At 64.9% G+C, this 16927-nt stretch carries 22 protein-coding genes and 1 riboswitch; of the genes, 13 read left to right on the forward strand and 9 right to left on the reverse strand.

The window, feature by feature from the left end; translation table 11 throughout:
• The first annotated feature begins 3 nt into the window (after positions 1-3).
• Together IVA75_RS28920 and IVA75_RS28925 are read left to right on the forward strand one after the other, a co-directional pair.
• Positions 4-426, forward strand: coding sequence for a hypothetical protein (locus IVA75_RS28920; protein ID WP_007614810.1), 423 nt, complete (start codon positions 4-6; stop codon positions 424-426).
• Positions 427-710: 284 nt separating this feature from the next.
• Positions 711-848, forward strand: a complete 138-nt coding sequence (locus IVA75_RS28925) for a hypothetical protein (protein WP_197031095.1) — start codon at positions 711-713, stop codon at positions 846-848.
• Between the two features lie 41 nt (positions 849-889).
• On the opposite strand, the gene IVA75_RS28930 is transcribed toward IVA75_RS28925, so the two are convergent.
• The 3 genes from IVA75_RS28930 to IVA75_RS28940 all read right to left on the reverse strand — a co-directional run bounded on the left by IVA75_RS28930 (position 890) and on the right by IVA75_RS28940 (position 2169).
• Positions 890-1036, reverse strand: a complete 147-nt coding sequence (locus IVA75_RS28930; protein ID WP_007596790.1) for a hypothetical protein — start codon at positions 1034-1036, stop codon at positions 890-892.
• Between the two features lie 198 nt (positions 1037-1234).
• Positions 1235-1717, reverse strand: coding sequence for a MaoC family dehydratase (locus IVA75_RS28935; protein ID WP_247284324.1), 483 nt, complete (start codon positions 1715-1717; stop codon positions 1235-1237).
• Positions 1717-2169, reverse strand: coding sequence for a MaoC family dehydratase (locus tag IVA75_RS28940; RefSeq protein WP_247284335.1), 453 nt, complete (start codon positions 2167-2169; stop codon positions 1717-1719). Before IVA75_RS28940 ends, IVA75_RS28935 begins: the two co-directional genes overlap by 1 nt.
• A 177-nt stretch (positions 2170-2346) precedes the next feature.
• Between IVA75_RS28940 and IVA75_RS28945 the strand changes: the two genes are divergently transcribed.
• On the forward strand, positions 2347-2643 hold the full coding sequence (locus tag IVA75_RS28945; RefSeq protein ID WP_007596805.1) for a DUF4282 domain-containing protein: 297 nt from the start codon (positions 2347-2349) through the stop codon (positions 2641-2643).
• A 47-nt stretch (positions 2644-2690) separates the two neighbouring features.
• Here IVA75_RS28945 and ychF read toward each other — a convergent pair whose 3' ends face one another.
• From ychF to IVA75_RS28965, 4 genes are all read right to left on the reverse strand, one after another.
• Positions 2691-3788, reverse strand: coding sequence for a redox-regulated ATPase YchF (gene ychF, locus IVA75_RS28950; RefSeq protein WP_027565368.1), 1098 nt, complete (start codon positions 3786-3788; stop codon positions 2691-2693).
• A 5-nt stretch (positions 3789-3793) separates the two neighbouring features.
• The gene (gene pth / locus IVA75_RS28955; RefSeq protein WP_247284338.1) at positions 3794-4399 is read right to left on the reverse strand and encodes an aminoacyl-tRNA hydrolase; all 606 of its coding nucleotides are present in this window, start codon (positions 4397-4399) and stop codon (positions 3794-3796) included.
• 58 nt (positions 4400-4457) lie between these two features.
• The gene (locus tag IVA75_RS28960) at positions 4458-5177 is read right to left on the reverse strand and encodes a 50S ribosomal protein L25/general stress protein Ctc (protein ID WP_027565369.1); all 720 of its coding nucleotides are present in this window, start codon (positions 5175-5177) and stop codon (positions 4458-4460) included.
• 285 nt (positions 5178-5462) lie between these two features.
• Positions 5463-5714: an accessory factor UbiK family protein gene (locus tag IVA75_RS28965; protein WP_011090176.1), complete on the reverse strand. Its 252-nt coding sequence runs from the start codon at positions 5712-5714 to the stop codon at positions 5463-5465.
• A 169-nt stretch (positions 5715-5883) separates the two neighbouring features.
• Between IVA75_RS28965 and IVA75_RS28970 the strand changes: the two genes are divergently transcribed.
• The 8 genes from IVA75_RS28970 to IVA75_RS29005 all read left to right on the forward strand — a co-directional run bounded on the left by IVA75_RS28970 (position 5884) and on the right by IVA75_RS29005 (position 13446).
• On the forward strand, positions 5884-6615 hold the full coding sequence (locus tag IVA75_RS28970; protein WP_247284340.1) for a dienelactone hydrolase family protein: 732 nt from the start codon (positions 5884-5886) through the stop codon (positions 6613-6615).
• Positions 6616-6629: 14 nt separating this feature from the next.
• Entirely contained in the window at positions 6630-7475 is an 846-nt protein-coding gene (lgt, locus tag IVA75_RS28975) for a prolipoprotein diacylglyceryl transferase (RefSeq protein ID WP_247284358.1), read from the forward strand.
• Positions 7476-7496: 21 nt separating this feature from the next.
• On the forward strand, positions 7497-8615 hold the full coding sequence (locus tag IVA75_RS28980) for an SAM-dependent methyltransferase (RefSeq protein WP_247284369.1): 1119 nt from the start codon (positions 7497-7499) through the stop codon (positions 8613-8615).
• The gene (gene pgeF, locus IVA75_RS28985; protein ID WP_247284381.1) at positions 8612-9379 is read left to right on the forward strand and encodes a peptidoglycan editing factor PgeF; all 768 of its coding nucleotides are present in this window, start codon (positions 8612-8614) and stop codon (positions 9377-9379) included. Before IVA75_RS28980 ends, pgeF begins: the two co-directional genes overlap by 4 nt.
• Before the next feature lie 113 nt (positions 9380-9492).
• Positions 9493-10107 (forward strand): hypothetical protein, encoded by a 615-nt coding sequence (locus tag IVA75_RS28990; RefSeq protein ID WP_247284383.1) that lies wholly within the window; start codon positions 9493-9495, stop codon positions 10105-10107.
• Between the two features lie 193 nt (positions 10108-10300).
• Positions 10301-11254: a ribose-phosphate pyrophosphokinase gene (locus IVA75_RS28995; RefSeq protein ID WP_007614838.1), complete on the forward strand. Its 954-nt coding sequence runs from the start codon at positions 10301-10303 to the stop codon at positions 11252-11254.
• Between the two features lie 132 nt (positions 11255-11386).
• Positions 11387-12415, forward strand: coding sequence for a putative zinc-binding metallopeptidase (locus tag IVA75_RS29000; RefSeq protein WP_027565375.1), 1029 nt, complete (start codon positions 11387-11389; stop codon positions 12413-12415).
• A complete protein-coding gene (locus tag IVA75_RS29005; RefSeq protein ID WP_027565376.1) occupies positions 12412-13446 on the forward strand; it encodes an ATP-grasp domain-containing protein in 1035 nt (344 codons plus the stop codon). The genes IVA75_RS29000 and IVA75_RS29005 overlap by 4 nt, the downstream gene beginning before the upstream one ends.
• Positions 13447-13522: 76 nt before the next feature.
• On the opposite strand, the gene IVA75_RS29010 is transcribed toward IVA75_RS29005, so the two are convergent.
• Entirely contained in the window at positions 13523-14101 is a 579-nt protein-coding gene (locus IVA75_RS29010) for a 6,7-dimethyl-8-ribityllumazine synthase (protein ID WP_247284393.1), read from the reverse strand.
• A gap of 76 nt (positions 14102-14177) precedes the next feature.
• Positions 14178-14336: riboswitch (FMN riboswitch) on the reverse strand.
• 411 nt (positions 14337-14747) lie between these two features.
• Between IVA75_RS29010 and IVA75_RS29015 the strand changes: the two genes are divergently transcribed.
• Together IVA75_RS29015 and proC are read left to right on the forward strand one after the other, a co-directional pair.
• Positions 14748-15248 (forward strand): YbjN domain-containing protein, encoded by a 501-nt coding sequence (locus tag IVA75_RS29015; protein WP_007614845.1) that lies wholly within the window; start codon positions 14748-14750, stop codon positions 15246-15248.
• A gap of 185 nt (positions 15249-15433) precedes the next feature.
• A complete protein-coding gene (gene proC, locus IVA75_RS29020; protein WP_247284414.1) occupies positions 15434-16258 on the forward strand; it encodes a pyrroline-5-carboxylate reductase in 825 nt (274 codons plus the stop codon).
• Positions 16259-16405: 147 nt separating this feature from the next.
• On the opposite strand, the gene IVA75_RS29025 is transcribed toward proC, so the two are convergent.
• The gene (locus IVA75_RS29025) at positions 16406-16801 is read right to left on the reverse strand and encodes a hotdog domain-containing protein (protein WP_247284418.1); all 396 of its coding nucleotides are present in this window, start codon (positions 16799-16801) and stop codon (positions 16406-16408) included.
• Positions 16802-16927: the final 126 nt, after the last annotated feature.

The raw sequence follows: 16927 nt of genomic DNA on the forward strand, positions 1-16927 counted from the left end.
ACGATGAACGCCATGCGTCCGGAAAAGACCGAAGGCACCGAGACCGAGACCATCGACACCAACCTCGCCGCAGTGACGGAAGTCGAAGCCGGCATCCGTGACTTCGTCCGCAACGACATCGCCTATCTGCGCCGTCCGGCAGCGACCGCCACGGACGCGCCGCCGCTCGACCCGAGCGCGGAGGCCACCGTCACCAACGTCAACTCGCTGATCCAGCGCGTCGCCGGCACCTCCCTCGCCGAGATCGAGAATTTGATCTCCGAGCTCGAGAGCCTGCGCGACCTGCTCCACGCCGAAGGCCAGCGTGTCCAGCGCGAGATCTCCGGCTACGCCCAGCTCAGCCAGGCCGCGATGAAGTCGACCCGCATGATCGCCGACAACGTCTCGCAGTGGAAGCGCGCCGCCGACGGCCTGCGCAATAGCTGATCGCTGACATCACGCATCACCAGCCGCCGCGTTCCGAAAGGGGCGCGGCGGTTTTGATTCGTGGGATGTGCGACGGTGCGCACGCGCCCCATGAAAAGTGTCATCACCCGCCAAAGCGGGTGATCCAGTATTCCAGAGACAGCGAGGCTAGAACCGAGAGCCCCCGGCGTACTGGATGCCCCGCTTTCGCGGGGCACGACAGCGGAGGATTTTGAACTTCCCGCATCCCCGCGACGACTAACGCCAAGCGCTCTTGCCATCGCGGCCGGGCCTGGGGACATGTCATGGAAAGCATTCGGCCCGACACCACGGACCCGATACCGCTACAGCCCGCGCCGAACCAGTTCGGCACGATCATGTTGCGTTTTGTCGGATTGCTGGCGGTTGCGATCGCGATCTTGGCGTTCGTCTATAGCCGCTGAAGGCGGAGGCCGCGTTGCGGCCCCGCGGAGTTAACGAAGTCTTACCGGGCGGCTTCCACGGTCGAGGCTTCCAGGGTGTAGGCACCGTCGGCATAGCCCTTCACCACCATGCCCGCGACCAGCATCACGGCCAGCGTCGCGGTAGCAAAGATGAATCCGACCAGCTTGAGTGCGCCGCGGTCTGCCATGGTCCTCGTCCCCTGTACTCTGCCCAGTTCGTTCAAATAGACAGCGACAGGTTCATAATTGGTTAGCAACTCGATGGTTCCCCCAACTGCTTCGCGGGAAAACCATGTTGCGCAGGCTTATGGCAGCCACCCGGAATCGCGTCCATAGCGCGGGGGCAACACTCGCGCGCTGTTTTTGCCGTTCATCCTGGAACGAATCTAACCGCCGTTCGCACGCATCGGCACGAAAGCACTGGCGGTGATGGCGTAGACGTCCTCGCCGCGCTGGTTGGTGCCGGTGGTGCGCGCGGTCAGGATGCCCCAGCCGGGTCGCGAGGCGGAGCTGCGCTTGTCGATGGCGACGTTGACGTAGGTGACGATGTCGCCGGCGAGCACCGGCCTGATCCAGCGCAGGTCGCGAAAGCCCGGCGACGGACCCCACACCGCGACCTCCTCGCCGCGCGAGGCGGCTTCCCGCGCCAGACGCTGGCCGTCGGCGACAAGCAGGCTCATGCAGGCTGAGCCGACATGCCAGCCCGAGGCCGCGAGCCCGCCAAACAGCGAGTTCTTGCCCTCCTCCTCGTCGAGGTGAAAACGCTGCGGATCGAACTTTGCGGCGAATGTCTTGATCGACTCGGCCGTGAACGTATAGGCGCCGATCTCGCGGCGATGCCCAATCTCGATCTCCTCGAAAAACGGCATCAGACCGCCCCCTCGCGCCGCTTGATCAGGATCGGCGACGTCATCTCGCACAGCGCCTGCCCCGCCGCGTTACGCACGGTGCATTTGAACTTGATGATGCCGAGCTCCGGCCGGCTCTTCGAGGTGCGGGCGTCCACGACGTCGACGTCGAGCATGAGGTCGTCGCCGGGTCTGAGCGGTGACAGCCAGCGCACCTCATCGACGCCGGGAGATCCCAGCGACGCGGCGCGGGTAATGAAACCGTCGGCCATCATCCGCATCATCAGCGAACAGAGATGCCAGCCCGAGCCGGACAGGCCGCGCAGCATGCTTTTGCCGGCGGCCTCCTCGTCGAGGTGCATCGGCTGCGGATCGAACTCGGCGGCAAAGGCCAAGATCTCGTCGCGCGTGACATGGCGCGGGCCGAATGTTCCGAACCGGCCGGGCGGGAAATCTTCGAAGGTCAGGGTCATCTTGGGAAAGGTTTGAGGGAATGACAGATTGTGGCCGCACTTTGCGGCAATCTCAACCCGCCGGCCCGCATGGCTCGTGCTACATTCGGCGCACGGCGTTGGTCTTGAGTCGGATCGAGCAGGGGCCACGATCCATTTGCAAGGCCCGACAACACCTGAATTGCCCTGGGGAGAGCAATGTTTTCATTCAGCGACCTGTTTCAATGGGACCGCTTCATCACGCCGACGATCATCAAGACCTTCTACTGGCTGGTGATCGCGCTGATCTGCCTGTTCGGCCTCTCCGGCATCTTCTCCGGCCTCGCGATGATGGCGATCAGCCCGTTCGGCGGCTTCCTGATGCTGCTGTCGTCGATCGCGAGCGTCGTCGTCGGGATCGTGTTCTCGCGCATCATCGCGGAGCTGATCCTGATCATCTTCCGCATCAACGAGCATCTCGGCGCGATCAGGGATCAGGGCGGCGGGGTACGGTGAGGCTTCCGTGTCCCGGACGGTGCGTCCGGGGCACGAACTCCGGAATCTTACGTGTTGAACCTGAAATGCATCACGTCGCCGTCGGCGACGACGTATTCCTTGCCTTCAAGGCGGAGCTTGCCGGCATCGCGGGCGCCGGCTTCGCCGCCGAGCGTGATGTAGTCCTCATACGCGATGGTCTCGGCGCGGATAAACCCCTTCTCGAAGTCGGTGTGGATCACACCGGCCGCGCCCGGCGCCTTGGTGCCGCGATAGATGGTCCAGGCACGTGCTTCCTTCGGGCCCACCGTGAAATAGGTGATGAGGTCGAGCAGCGTGTAGCCGGCGCGGATCAGGCGATCGAGGCCGGCCTCTTCGAGACCCAGCGTCTCCAGGAAGTCGGCGCGTTCGTCACGCGAGATGGTGGCGATCTCGGACTCGATTTTTGCCGAGATGACGACGGCAATGGCGCCTTCCTTGGCAGCCTGGTCCTGCACCGCCTTCGAGAACGAATTGCCTGATGCGGCCGAGCCTTCCTCGACGTTGCAGACGTAGAGCACGGGCTTGGACGACAGCAGGCCGAGCATCCCGAAGGCGCGCTCCTCCTCCGCCTTGCGCTCGACCAGGCGCGCGGGCTTGCCCTCGCGCAGCAGCACCAGGGTGCGATTGACGAGGTCGAGCTGCTCCTTGGCGTCCTTGTCGTTGCCCTTGGCCTTCTTGGACAGATTGTCGACGCGCTTCTCGAGGCTGTCGAGATCGGCGAGCATCAGCTCGGTCTCGATGGTCTCGATGTCGGCGAGCGGGGCGATCTTGCCCTCGACATGGGTGATGTCGGAATCCTCGAAGCAGCGCACGACATGCGCGATGGCGTCGACCTCGCGGATGTTGGCGAGGAACTGGTTGCCGAGGCCTTCACCCTTGGACGCGCCGCGCACGAGGCCGGCGATATCCACGAAGGTCAGCCGGGTCGGGATGATCTGACCCGACTTGGCGATCGCTGCGAGCTTGTCGAGCCGCGGATCCGGTACCGCGACCTCGCCGACATTCGGCTCGATGGTGCAGAACGGATAGTTCGCCGCCTGCGCCGCGGCCGTCTCGGTCAGCGCGTTGAACAAGGTCGATTTGCCGACATTGGGCAACCCGACGATCCCGCATTTAAATCCCACGAGCGTTATTCCTTGCCGTTGTCGTCCTTGGTCAAAAATCCCTTCGCCTGCATGGCGAGGTGCACCCTGTTGGCGAAAGTCGCGTCGGTGCCTTTGGCAACCAGTCCCGCGTGCTCGGCCACCGCGTCGCAGAGCGTCGCCACCCAGTCGTTGTCGGCTTTGGCGAAGTCCGACAGCACGTGGCCGTGCACCAATTCCTTGACGCCGGGGTGACCGATGCCGAGCCGCACCCGGCGGTACTCGTTGCCGATATGGGCGGAGATCGAACGCAGGCCGTTGTGGCCGGCGATGCCGCCGCCGATCTTCACCCGCACCTTGCCCGGCGGCAGTTCGAGCTCGTCATGGAATACGGTGACGTCGCCCGGCGCGATCTTGAAGAAGCTTGCCGCTTCCTGAACGCTGCGGCCGGACTCATTCATGTAGGTCATCGGCTTGAGCAGGATCACGCGCTCGGTGCTGAGCGTGCCTTCCGAGGTCTCGCCCTGAAACCTGCGGCGCCAAGGCGCGAAACCATGACGCCGCGCGATCTCATCGACGGCCATGAAGCCGACATTGTGCCGGTTACGTGCGAATTTCGGGCCGGGATTGCCGAGCCCAACAAACAGTCGCATGACGCGGCGCGCCCCTCGCTCGGCGCGCGGTCAGGGACCGCGCGCCAGCTTTGAGAGATTACTTCTTCTTGTCGCCGCCGGCGGGAGCCTTGGCAGCCGGGGCCTTGGCAGCCGCTGCCGGAGCAGCAGCACCCGCAGCCGGAGCAGCACCAGCCGCCGGAGCAGCAGCACCCGCCGCCGGAGCAGCAGCCGCGGCCTTCTGCTCTTCGGCGTAGCCGGACGGCGGCACGATGGTGACGAGGGTCGCGTCCTCGGCGGTCAGCGCCTTCACGCCGGCCGGCAGCTTGATGTCGGAGAGATGCAGCGAGTGGCCGATTTCGAGCGACCCGACGTCGGCCTCGATGAACTGCGGGATGTTCTCCACGCCGCACTCGAGCTCGATCGCGTGCGCAACGATGTTCACGGCGCCGCCGCGCTTCACGCCGGGCGAACCTTCAGCCTTCACCACGTGCAAGGGAACGCTGATGCGGATGGTGGCGCCTTCGCCGAGCCGCATGAAGTCGACGTGGATCGGGAAGTCCTTGACCGGATCGAGGTGGTAGTCGCGCGGAATCACGCGGTGCTTGTTGCCTTCGAGGTCGATGTCGACCAGCGTGGTCAGGAACCGGCCGGCGAGGATGCGCGAGCGCAGTTCGCGATCGTCAACCGAGATGGTCAGCGGGGGCTGGTTGTTGCCGTAGATCACTCCGGGCACTCTCCCGGCGCGACGCTCAGCCCGGGCGGCCCCCTTGCCGCTCTTCGGACGTGCGGTCGCCTTCAATTCCTTGACGGTCGCCATAACGTTAAGTCCTTGTTTTTGCAAAAGTTAATGGGCCGCAACGCGGCCCATGGCATACGCCGCAGCAAGCCTCCAGGGGTGCGGGGGCTGCGGACGTGGCGGGCTTTTACCCGGAAGACGCGGAAATGACAAGGAGAATGGGCTGCCGGAAGGTATCGGTGGCCCGGACGGAGCGCAGCGTGATCCGGGACCTACGCCGCTGGAACACCCCGGATTGCGCGAAGCCTGTCATCGGGCGGCGCTTCGCGCCGACCCGTTGGCTCCATCCGGGCTACGACTCCCTGCCTACCCGCCGAGCTTGGCCTCCAGCGCCGTGATGCGCGCCTTCAGAGCCTCGTTCTCCTCACGCGCCAGGCGCGCCATGTCCTTGACCGCCTCGAACTCCTCGCGCTTGACCAGGTCCATGTCGCGCAGGAATTTTTCGGCCTGGGTGCGCATCACCGTGTCGAACTCGCGCTTGACGCCCTGCGCGGCACCGGCGGCATCGTTCATCAGGCGGCCGATCTCGTCGAAAAACCGGTTGTTGGTCTGGGTCATGTCGGTCTCCTGGCGGCTTTCGATGAACTCTGCGCGAACGCGCGGGAAGACAATGGCAATCCGTTTGGGCCGGTTCAAGGGCCGATCGGCGGTATCCTTGTCATGCCCCGGTTTCCTTGCAATCGTATTCAACGTCCCTGCATAAGAAGAATCACAAAAGGCGCTCGAGATGATCGACCAGCAGATCGCGATCCCCACCAAGGACGGTCACACCGCAACCTTCATCAGCCATCCCGAACGCGGCGGGCCGTTTCCGCTCATCCTGTTCTACATGGACGCGCCGGCGATCCGCGAAGAGCTGCGCGACATGGCGCGCCGGCTCGCGACATCGGGCTATTACGTGATGCTGCCGAACCTCTATTACCGCTCCGGGGTGATGGAGCTCGGCGCGCTGCCGGCCGATCCGAACGCGCCGGAGCGGAAGCGCATGTTCGCACTGATGGGATCGCTCACGATCCCCATGATCATGGATGACACGCGCGCGCTGCTGACCTATGCCGAGGGCCAGGCGGCCGCGAACACCAAATTGATCGGCACCGTCGGCTACTGCATGAGCGGCCGCTACGCCGTCAACGCCGCCACGCATTTCCCCGATCGCGTCAAGGCCGCCGCCTCGGTCTACGGTACGCAGCTCGCAACCGACCAGGACGACAGCCCGCATCTCGCGGCAGCCAAGACCAAGGCCGAGCTCTACTTCGCCTGCGCCGAGACCGACATCTACGCGCCCGCCGAGATCATCGAGAAGGTGAAGCAGGGCATGAGCGGCGCCAAAGCCGAAGTCGAGATCTATCCCGGCACCCATCACGGCTTCGCCTTCCCCAAGCGTCCGGTCTATGACCGCGACGCCGCCGAGCGGCATTGGGAGCGTCTGCTGGCGCTCTATCGCCGCAATCTCGTCTAGACATAGAAGGCGCGATGCCCTTTCTGCTCATCGACTTCCCCGCCTTCAAGCCGATCGCGATCGAGATCGGTCCGTTCGCGATCCGCTGGTATGCGCTCGCCTATATCTGCGGCATCGTGTTCGGCTGGCTCTATGCGCGCTCGCTCCTGAAGAAGGAGCGGCTGTGGGGCGGCCCGGCGCCGATGTCGCTGGTGCAGATCGACGACTTCATCCTCTGGGTCACGCTCGGCATCATCCTCGGCGGCCGCACCGGCTATGTGCTGTTCTACAATCTGCCCTTCTTCATCGACCACCCCGCCGCGATCTTCAGGCTGTGGGAAGGCGGCATGTCCTTCCACGGCGGCTTCCTCGGCTGCGTCGTCGCGGTGATGTGGTTCGCTTATCGCAACCGCATTTCGATCCTGTCGCTCGGCGACATCACCACCGCCGTTGCTCCGGTCGGGCTGCTGCTCGGTCGCATCGCCAATTTCATCAACGGCGAATTGTGGGGCCGCGCCACCGACCCGGAGCTGCCCTGGGCGATGATCTTCCCCAATGATCCCACCCAGCTGCCGCGCCATCCGAGCCAGCTCTACGAAGCCGGCATGGAGGGCATTTTGCTGTTCACGGTGCTTGCAATCATGATCCGCTTCGGCGCCCTGAAGCGGTCGGGCATGATCCTCGGCGCCTTCATCCTGATCTATGGTCTGAGCCGGATCGCCGGCGAGCATTTCCGCGAACCGGACGTCCAGCTCGGCTTCCTCTGGGGCGGATTAACCATGGGCATGCTGTTGTCGATCCCGATGCTTATTGTCGGCCTCGTACTTATTGTATTGGCAGTGAGGCGCGGTGCGCCCGAGCCCGCAGGGGCTATTCGTTAATTCCTTTTGAGAAGATAGGCCGTGACCGACCAGCCGTTACTCGACGAGATCAAGGCGCTGATCAAATCCTCAGGCCCCATGCCGGTCTGGCGGTACATGGAACTGTGCCTGATGCATCCGCGCTATGGCTATTACGTCTCGCGCGATCCGTTGGGACGAGAAGGCGACTTCACCACCGCGCCCGAGGTCAGCCAGATGTTCGGCGAGCTCTTGGGCCTGTGGACCGCCTCGGTGTGGAAGCAGATGGGGTCACCGCAATTCCTGCGGCTGATCGAGCTCGGCCCCGGCCGCGGCACCATGATGGCCGATGCGCTGCGTGCGCTCCGCGTGCTGCCGCCGCTCTATCAGGCACTCCACATCCACATGGTCGAGGTCAATCCGGTCCTGCGCGAGCGGCAGAGTGCGACGCTGTCGGGCGTGCGCAACATCGCCTGGCATGACAGCATCGACGACGTGCCGGACGGACCGAGCATCATCCTCGCCAACGAATATTTCGACGTGCTGCCGATCCACCAGATGGTCCGTCACGAGAACGGCTGGCACGAGCGCGTGATCGAGGTCGACGCCAACGGAAAACTTCAATTCGGCGCGGCGGCCGAGCCGACGCCGCGCTTCGAGGTGCTGCTGCCGCCTCTGGTACGCGCCGCGCCCGTCGGGGCCGTGTTCGAATGGCGGCCAGATGCGGAGATCATGAAGCTCGCCAGCCGCGTGCGCGACCAGGACGGCGCGGCGCTGATCATCGATTACGGTCATCTGCGCAGCGATGCCGGCGACACCTTCCAGGCGATCGCGCGCCACACCTTCACCGATCCCCTGAAGGCGCCGGGCCAGGCCGACGTCACGGCCCATGTCGACTTCCAGGCGCTCGCGCGCGGGGCGGAGGACGTCGGCGCCCGCGTGCACGGGCCGGTGACCCAGGGCGATTTCCTCAAACGCGTCGGCATCGAGACCCGTGCAGGCGCGTTGATGCAGAAGGCGGCGCCCGACGTCGCCACCGACATTTCAATCGCGCTCAAGCGACTGACCGAAACCGGGCGCAGCGGCATGGGTTCGATGTTCAAGGTGCTCGGCATCTCCGAGCCGCGGTTGGCGGGCCTTGCGGGACTCAGCGATCTCGAACGCGCCGGAGACGGTTCATGACGGTTGCCTCCTCGTTGCTGTCGGCGGTGCCGGGCCTGCGCCACGCCTTCTTCACCCGCGAGGGCGGCGTCTCGGGCGGCATCTATTCCGCGCTGAACGGCGGGCTCGGCTCCAACGACGATCAGGCCCTTGTCGCGGAGAACCGCCGCCGTATGGCCGAGCATGTCGGCGTCGCACCGGAACGCTTTCTCAGCCTGCACCAGATCCATTCGCCCGACGTGCTCGTGGCCGACGCTCCGTGGCCGAGCGGGCCGCGGCCGAAGGGCGATGCGCTGGTGACGAAGGTGCCCGGCATCGCGCTCGGCGTCTCCACCGCCGATTGCGGACCCGTGCTGTTCGTCGATCCCGAGGCGGGCGTGATCGGCGGCGCCCATGCCGGCTGGAAGGGCGCGCTCACCGGCGTGCTGGAGCAGACCATTTCGGCGATGGAAAAACTCGGCGCCTCGCGCAGCGGCATCATCGCAGCGATCGGCCCGCTGATCCGCCAGGACAGTTATGAAGTCGGCGACGAGTTCGTGGCGCGCTTCATCGAGGCGGATGCGGACAACGCCATGTTCTTCATCCCGTCGACGCGCGAGGGACACGCGATGTTCGACCTCGCCGGCTTCATCCGCAGGCGTCTGGAAGCCGCGGGCATCCTAATGATCGACGATCTCGGTCTGGACACCTACGCCGACGAACGCTTCTTCAGCTACCGCCGCTCGGTGCATCGCAAGGAGCCGGATTACGGCCGCCACGTTCACGCGATCGCGCTCGAAGCGTGAACACAAGGGCAACCCCGTGTCATTCCGGGGCGATGCCTGCGCGCGATGACAGTGGCCTGTGGCGCCCCCGCCCTAGACGTTAATGCGTTTTAACGATATCGCTGCCTTCCATAATGAGGGACGCGTCATTCATCTTGCGCCGCGCGGGTTCGCGCGTGCTGGCGGTCATGCTGCTGACGGCTGCGGCCGCGCTTGGCGGCTGTGCCGGTGGCGGTGGTGCCGCGAACTCCTATGCGATGGCGCCGAGCGCCGGCTCGGGGGCCACAGTCGCGTTCGAATCGATCGACGGGCCGCCGCCGCAAGTGTTCGACCGCATGGTCGGCGTGCTCGACACCGAATCCAAGCTGCGCAGCCTGTCCGTGGTCTCCCGCGAGGGGACGGCTGCCTACCGCGTGCGCAGCTACCTCTCCGCCCAGATCGTGCGCGGCAAGACCGTGATCGCCTGGGTCTGGGACGTCTACGACGCCAACCAGCAGCGGGCGCTGCGGCTTTCCGGCGAGGAACCGACCGCGGCCAAGGGCAGCCGGGATCCCTGGAGCGCGGCCGACGACCTCGTGCTGCGGAAGATCGCCCAGGCCGGATTCAGCGGACTTTCCAACATGATCAACGGCACGCCCGATGCGCCGAACTCGGCTCCCGGCTTGCGCGGGCCGGCCGTGGCAAGCGTGATCCCGGAGGCTCCGGCGGCGGAGATGCCGGCCTCGGCGCTGGGCTATGCCGAGCGATAACCCCCGCGAAACCACGGCCCCAATTTCCGGCCAAACCGTTGGCCGGACTCGGGATTTCGCAGGGAAAACGTAGCGTCCCGGGTTGCCATTGCAGCCCCCGGCCTGATATTTCCTCGCCCGTCGTAACCGTGCTTCCAGTGGGTATTGTTTGATGTTGAACATCGTGTCCAGCAAAGCGCGGGAGGAAGCGTCCATGTCGGCCAAGAACGGCTCCATCAAGCTCGTCGCCGGCAACTCCAATCCGGCTCTCGCGCAGGCCATCGCGCAAGGTCTCGACCTGCCGCTGACCAAAGCGGTGGTACGGCGCTTCGCCGACATGGAGATCTTCGTCGAGATCCAGGAGAACGTGCGCGGCTCGGATGCCTTCGTCATCCAGTCGACCTCGTTCCCGGCGAACGACCATTTGATGGAATTGCTGATCATCACCGACGCACTGCGCCGCTCCTCGGCGCGCCGCATCACCGCGGTGCTGCCCTATTTCGGCTACGCCCGGCAGGACCGCAAATCGGGCTCGCGCACGCCGATCTCGGCAAAACTCGTCGCCAATTTGATCACGCAGGCCGGCGTCGACCGCGTCATGACGCTCGACCTGCATGCCGGCCAGATCCAGGGCTTCTTCGACATCCCGACCGACAACCTCTACGCCGCGCCGCTGATGGTGCGCGACATCAAGGACAAGTTCGACCTCTCCAGGACGATGGTGATCTCGCCCGACGTCGGCGGCGTGGCGCGCGCACGCGGCCTCGCCAAGCGCATCAACACCCCGCTCGCGATCGTCGACAAGCGCCGCGAGAGGGCGGGTGAATCCGAGGTCATGAACGTGATCGGTGACGTCGCCGGCTACACCTGCATCCTGATCGACGACATCGTGGACTCCGGCGGCACGCTGGTGAACGCCGCCGACGCGCTGATCGCCAAGGGCGCCAAGGACGTCTACGCCTACATCACCCACGGCGTGCTCTCCGGCGGCGCCGCCGCCCGGATCACAAACTCCAGGCTGAAGGAGCTGGTGATCACCGATTCGATCCTGCCGACGGATGCGGTGAGCAAGGCGCCGAACATCCGCACGCTGCCGATCGCCAGCCTGATCTCCGACGCGATCGCGCGCACCGCGGCGGAGGAGTCGGTGTCGAGCCTGTTCGACTGAGGTTTCTTACCTCGCCCCGCTTGCAGGGACAGGGAGCGTCTACGTCCCTCACGAGGCAGCCCCCGGGTTGTTGCCAACGACCGCCCATGACATCATCCGAATCCCGAGTCATCTCTGCCCTCTGGATGCCCGATGCCACGCCGGAAATTTGCCTGGGAGAAGCTGTCGGATGACGAGTTGCTCAAGCAACGCCTCTCCAGCCTGAGGGTTACGGTCGAAGGCACCTGGCTCGAGGATTGCGTCAGCACGCTCTATGAGGAGCTGGAAGAACGGGATATCCGGCTGCGGCCGCACACCTGGATGTCGAGCGAATGGTTCAGTCCGGGCGGCGTTCCCGGCATCGCCATTCCGTTCTATCTCGCTCATCCCCGCCTGATGAAGCTCGAGAAGAAGATGATGTTCGACGTCGAGGGCGGAACATGGCGCGAGTGCATGGCCATCCTCCGTCACGAAGCGGGCCACGCGATCCAGCACGGTTACCAGCTGCAGCGCCGGCGGCGCTGGCAGCAGCTGTTCGGCCCGTCGTCGAAACACTACCCGCGCTACTACCGGCCCAATCCGGCGAGCAGGCGTTACGTCCAGCATCTGCGGCTGTGGTATGCGCAGAGCCATCCGGACGAGGATTTCGCCGAGACCTTTGCGGTGTGGCTGCGGCCCCGTTCGAACTGGCGGACGCGATATGCTGGTTGGCCGGCGCTGAAGAAGCTCGAATATGTCGACGAGCTGATGGGCGAGATCGCGGGAAAGCGGCCGCCGATCGCGACGCGGGAGCGTGTCGATACGCTGGGTCGGCTCAGCCAGACGCTCGAAGAGCACTACAAGAAGAAGCAGGCGTTCTACGCCTTCACACCCCCCAAGACCTACGACCGCGATCTCTCCCGGCTGTTTTCAGCCGATCCACGGCATCACCGCTCAAAGCCGGCTTCGGCCCTGATCAGGCGCCACCGCTCCCAGATCAGGCAATTGGTCGCGCGATGGACCGGCGAGAATCAGCTTACGCTCGATGCCGTGCTTGACGAGATGATCTCCCGTTGTCGCGAGCTCGATCTGCGTGCCGTCGGCCCTGAACAGAAGCTCGTTCTCGACTTCATCGTCCTCGTGACCGCGAAGACGATGCACACGATGTTTGGCCCGTCTCGACGAAAATGGATCGCGCTATGAGACGTCTGCGCATTCTGGTTCTCATGCATCCGGACTTCCTGCCTCCGGACTCCTCCGACGGATACAGCCCGCAGGAGATCAATGCGTGGAAAACCGAGTACGACGTGGTGAGCACCTTGCGTGCAGCCGGCCACGAGGTTCGACCGCTCGGCGCGCAGGAGGAAATCAGGCCGGTGCGCGAGGCGATCGAGGAGTTCAAGCCGCACGTGGTTTTCACGTTGCTGGAGGAATTCCACAACAACGTCGCCTTCGACCAGCACATCGCGAGCTATCTCGAGCTGATGAAGGTCCCTTATACCGGGTGCAATCCGCGCGGCCTGACCCTGGCCCGCGGCAAGGATCTGTCCAAGACGCTGGTGCATCACCGCCGGATCGCCGCGCCGGCCTTCGCTGTCTTCCCGATGCGCCGCAAAGTGAAACGCCCGACGCGTCTTGCGCTGCCGCTGATCGTCAAGAGCCTGAACATGGATGGCTCGTTCGGCATCTCGCAAGCCTCGATCGTCGACACCGACGAAAAGCTGGCCGAGCGGGTTGCCTTCATCCACGAGCGGGTCGAATCCGCCGCCATCGCCGAGCAGTTCATCGAGGGGCGAGAGCTTTACGTCGGCGTGCTCGGCAACAACCGCTTACGTGTTCTGCCGATCTGGGAGTTGAAATTCGGCAGCATGGGCGGCCGCTCGTCACGGCATATCGCCACTGAGAAGGCCAAGCACGACACCGACTATCAGGAGAAGGTCGGCATCGTCGACGGGCCTGCGAAGGATCTGGCGCCGGAAGTGACCGCCAGGATCCAGCGAGCCGCGAAACGCATCTACCGGGCGCTTGGCCTCGACGGCTACGCGCGCATCGATTTTCGTCTCACCGCCGACGGCACGCCGTATTTCATCGAAGCCAATCCCAATCCCGAGATCGCCAAGAGCCAGGAGTTCGCGACGGCGGCTCTACATGACGGGCTCAAATATCCGGCTCTCCTGCAGCGCATCCTGGCCCTCGGGATCAGCCGCGCCAAAGCGGGGGTGTCATTGGGGTGATGACGGCGACGATCGCCCCTCATCCTTCGAGACGCGCTTCGCGCTCCTCGGGATGAGGGATGGTCGTTGCGCTGCGTTACACGATTCCCGCGGCGACCTGGCCGCGCAGGCGTTCGAGCCCGAGCAACGTCTCCGCGCAGGCGGCCGCCACCTCGACGCCCTTGATCGCAAAATGCCTGCGGAAGAAATCGTAGTGCACCTCGGTCTCGTGGAATTGCTGCGGCGTCAGCACCGCGGAGAACACGGGCACCTCCGTGCGCAGCTGCACGTCCATCAACGCCTTGATCACGGTGTCGGCCACGAACTCATGGCGGTAGATGCCGCCGTCGACGACGAGGCCGGCCGCGACGATCGCGGTGTAGCGCCGTGTCTTGGCGAGGATCTGCGCATGCAGCGGGATCTCGAACGAGCCCGGCACCTCGAACACGTCGACGTGATTGAGGTGGCGCGCTTCTGCCTCCTTCACGAAGGCGATACGGGCCTCCTCGACCACGTCGCGGTGCCAGCAGGCCTGCACGAAGGCCACCCGCTGCGGTTTCGCGAAGCGCGGATGGTCGGGTACCGGATCCTGTGGAACCGGCGGTGGCGTTTGGGTTGGTTGGGAAGTTTCGGCTTTGGAAGTTTGGACTTGGGTATCTTGCAACATCTGATTCATGGCTTTCCTCAGTTAAGGACCAGAATCAGGGCACACGGAACGACAAACAGCCGCATCCTGCGATGCGTCTGCCACCGACCGTTCTCTTTCATCCGGACTTTAACCGTCGGCTTCGGAGTTGCACCGAATCTGCTGACCCTTCCCCTCAGCAACACACTTTGGGAAGGCGCTCGCGGGCTTAGGCCTTTCGGCCCTTACCGCCGGTGGGGACTTTCACCCCGCCCTGAGAACATCGGCCGCCCGGAATGAACGGCCTGACCGGAAATATGACGCCGGTTCGGGGCCGCGGCAAGCGGGTTCCGCATGGGAAAACCGCATGGTCCCATGCCGCTATCGTGGTCCAGCCGCCACGCGGTGGAATTAACGATTGGCGTGCCATCGGCGAATCCGATTCCGGTTTGTTCTTCTCCGTCCGGTTCGGCCTCCCCGGCGTTAATAATTGTGGCGGAGATGAGCTGTGGACGAACGAGTCCTGACTTGTGGACGGACTCGGCAGCTAGTTGCGCAGATTCCGCAAATCACATCAGTTGATCCGCGACAAGCCCGCGCTGATCCGAACGGATCGCCTTAACGAAATTAGGGGAGCGCGCGCCGGACCAACCGCGTGCGTATCAAAGACAACAAAAAGGCAAGAGGTCGAGACGGCATGTCCCTGCTCGAAGGCACCATCGATTCCAAAAACCATCCGCTCGCGGTGGTCGAGGATATCGCTGCCAGCAACAACTGGCCGTTCGAACGCTCCGGCGAAGACGAACTTACGATTGTCTCCAAGGGACAATGGACCGACTACCAGATCTCCTTCACCTGGATGGGCGAGATCGAGGCGCTGCATCTGGCCTGCGCTTTCGACATGAAGATTCCGGTTGCGCGGCGATCGGAGGTCCAGCGGCTCGTGGCCGCGGTCAACGAGCAGTTGTGGGTCGGGCACTTCGACCTGTGGACCACCACCGGCATGATCATGCACCGGCAGGCCCTGGTGCTGCCGGGCGGGCTCATCGCCTCCACCGGCCAGTGCGAAGCCATGCTCGCCGGCGCCATCCACGCCTGTGAACGCTATTTCCCGGCGTTCCAGTTCGTGGTGTGGGCGGGCAAGTCCACGACGGAGGCCATGGACGCGGCGATGTTCGACACGGTGGGCGAGGCGTAAGAGCACTCTCCCGAGGGCCGCGAGCGAGCCCAGCTTTCTCCCATCGTCGTCCTGGCGAAAGCCAGGACCCATACCGCGAGGTCTCTCCGTAGCTCGCGATGCTTGTTGCTCCGCCATCCATCCACTAGAACCAGCCGGGGTAATGGGTCCTGGCCTTCGCCAGGGCGACGGCGGTGGCAGCAGCGATGGCGAACAGCACTCTCGAAAACATCACCGGCACCATCCTGCTCGCCGGCGCCGGCAAGATGGGCGGCGCGATGCTGACCGGATGGCTTTCGGGCGGGCTCGATCCGCGCCGCGTCGCGGTGATTGATCCGCACATCTCGGCCGAGATCACCGCACTTGCCGCCAGGGGCGTTGCGCTCAATCCGGACATGGCGACGGCGGGCCAGGTCGAGACGCTCGTCGTCGCGGTGAAGCCGCAAATGTTTCGCGAGGCCGGCGCCAAGCTGAAGCCGTTCGTCTCCGACAAGACCTTGGTGGTGTCGATCATGGCGGGAACCACGATCGCCTCGCTTGAGGAGGTCTGCGGCGGGGCGGTGGTGCGCGCGATGCCGAACACCCCGGCCGCGATCGGTCGAGGCATCACGGTGGCTGTCGCCGCGAACAAGGTCAGCGAACCGCAACGCGCGGTGGCCGACGCGCTGCTGCGCGCCACCGGCTCAGTCGAATGGGTCGACGACGAGAGCCTGATGGACGCGGTGACCGCGGTGTCCGGCTCGGGCCCGGCCTATGTGTTTTTGCTGGCCGAAGAGCTCGCGCGCGCCGGCGTCGAGGCGGGATTGCCCGAGGCGCTGGCGACGAAACTCGCGCGCGAAACCGTCGCCGGCTCGGGTGAATTGCTCCACCAGTCGGAGCTTGCCTCCGGCACGCTGCGCCAGAACGTCACCTCGCCCGGCGGCACCACGGCCGCGGCGCTCGGCGTGCTGATGGGCGAGCCCGGCCTGCGCGAACTGATGATCCGCGCGATCGCGGCGGCGACGCAGCGGTCGAAGGAATTGGCGAAGTAGCTGATCCTCATCGTGAGGAGGCGCAAAGCGCGCGGCGGACGGTGCTGCGCACCGCCGCGAGAACCATGCAGGCCCGGCTCGCCTGTCGCCATCCTTCGAGACGACCGCTGCGCGGTTTCCTCAGGATGAGGGCAGCGCAGGCGGCTCCTACGTCGCCCCCAGCCGCTTGTTGAACATCTCGACATTGACGAGCCCGCGCGCGTGGCGGCCTTCGCCGAGTTTTCGCTTGCCCTCGAAGGCCTCGACCTCGAAGCGGATGACGCGGCGCTCGACTGCGACCACTTTCGCAGTGGTTCGCACCGTCGCACCGACCAGGGCTGCTGCGAGATGACGGATATCGACCTCGGTGCCGACGGTGACCCAGCCCGGCTGAAGCGCGGCGCGGATCGCATCGCCCGACGTCATCTCCATCTCCAGGATCATCATCGGCGTCGCATAGACCATCGGCATGCCGGGCACGAAATGCCCGACCGTGCGCTCTACCGGCACCACCAGCGTGCGTTCGGCACTCATGCCGACCTTGATGAAGTCGCGTGCGTCCATGGGGCCACTCCATCGTCCTGGACAAGCGAGCAAAGCGAGCGCCGATCCAGGACCCATTACCCCGACTCAACATCGTCACGCGCGGTCTAAACCACGACCTGCTGCAACAACTGCCGCTTGGGGTAA

This window comes from Bradyrhizobium sp. 134 (assembly GCF_023074155.1).
GTDB lineage: Bacteria > Pseudomonadota > Alphaproteobacteria > Rhizobiales > Xanthobacteraceae > Bradyrhizobium.

Excerpts from the sequence above, each read along its gene's own strand:
- IVA75_RS28920 (WP_007614810.1), top strand. The coding sequence starts at position 4 with ATGAACGCCATGCGTCCGGAAAAGACCGAAGGCACCGAGACCGAGACC.
- IVA75_RS28925 (WP_197031095.1), top strand. The coding sequence starts at position 711 with ATGGAAAGCATTCGGCCCGACACCACGGACCCGATACCGCTACAGCCC.
- IVA75_RS28930 (WP_007596790.1), bottom strand. The coding sequence starts at position 1,036 with ATGGCAGACCGCGGCGCACTCAAGCTGGTCGGATTCATCTTTGCTACC.
- IVA75_RS28935 (WP_247284324.1), bottom strand. The coding sequence starts at position 1,717 with ATGCCGTTTTTCGAGGAGATCGAGATTGGGCATCGCCGCGAGATCGGC.
- IVA75_RS28940 (WP_247284335.1), bottom strand. The coding sequence starts at position 2,169 with ATGACCCTGACCTTCGAAGATTTCCCGCCCGGCCGGTTCGGAACATTC.
- IVA75_RS28945 (WP_007596805.1), top strand. The coding sequence starts at position 2,347 with ATGTTTTCATTCAGCGACCTGTTTCAATGGGACCGCTTCATCACGCCG.
- pth (WP_247284338.1), bottom strand. The coding sequence starts at position 4,399 with ATGCGACTGTTTGTTGGGCTCGGCAATCCCGGCCCGAAATTCGCACGT.
- IVA75_RS28960 (WP_027565369.1), bottom strand. The coding sequence starts at position 5,177 with ATGGCGACCGTCAAGGAATTGAAGGCGACCGCACGTCCGAAGAGCGGC.
- IVA75_RS28965 (WP_011090176.1), bottom strand. The coding sequence starts at position 5,714 with ATGACCCAGACCAACAACCGGTTTTTCGACGAGATCGGCCGCCTGATG.
- IVA75_RS28970 (WP_247284340.1), top strand. The coding sequence starts at position 5,884 with ATGATCGACCAGCAGATCGCGATCCCCACCAAGGACGGTCACACCGCA.
- lgt (WP_247284358.1), top strand. The coding sequence starts at position 6,630 with ATGCCCTTTCTGCTCATCGACTTCCCCGCCTTCAAGCCGATCGCGATC.
- pgeF (WP_247284381.1), top strand. The coding sequence starts at position 8,612 with ATGACGGTTGCCTCCTCGTTGCTGTCGGCGGTGCCGGGCCTGCGCCAC.
- IVA75_RS28990 (WP_247284383.1), top strand. The coding sequence starts at position 9,493 with ATGAGGGACGCGTCATTCATCTTGCGCCGCGCGGGTTCGCGCGTGCTG.
- IVA75_RS28995 (WP_007614838.1), top strand. The coding sequence starts at position 10,301 with ATGTCGGCCAAGAACGGCTCCATCAAGCTCGTCGCCGGCAACTCCAAT.
- IVA75_RS29000 (WP_027565375.1), top strand. The coding sequence starts at position 11,387 with ATGCCACGCCGGAAATTTGCCTGGGAGAAGCTGTCGGATGACGAGTTG.
- IVA75_RS29005 (WP_027565376.1), top strand. The coding sequence starts at position 12,412 with ATGAGACGTCTGCGCATTCTGGTTCTCATGCATCCGGACTTCCTGCCT.
- IVA75_RS29010 (WP_247284393.1), bottom strand. The coding sequence starts at position 14,101 with ATGAATCAGATGTTGCAAGATACCCAAGTCCAAACTTCCAAAGCCGAA.
- IVA75_RS29015 (WP_007614845.1), top strand. The coding sequence starts at position 14,748 with ATGTCCCTGCTCGAAGGCACCATCGATTCCAAAAACCATCCGCTCGCG.
- proC (WP_247284414.1), top strand. The coding sequence starts at position 15,434 with ATGGCGAACAGCACTCTCGAAAACATCACCGGCACCATCCTGCTCGCC.
- IVA75_RS29025 (WP_247284418.1), bottom strand. The coding sequence starts at position 16,801 with ATGGACGCACGCGACTTCATCAAGGTCGGCATGAGTGCCGAACGCACG.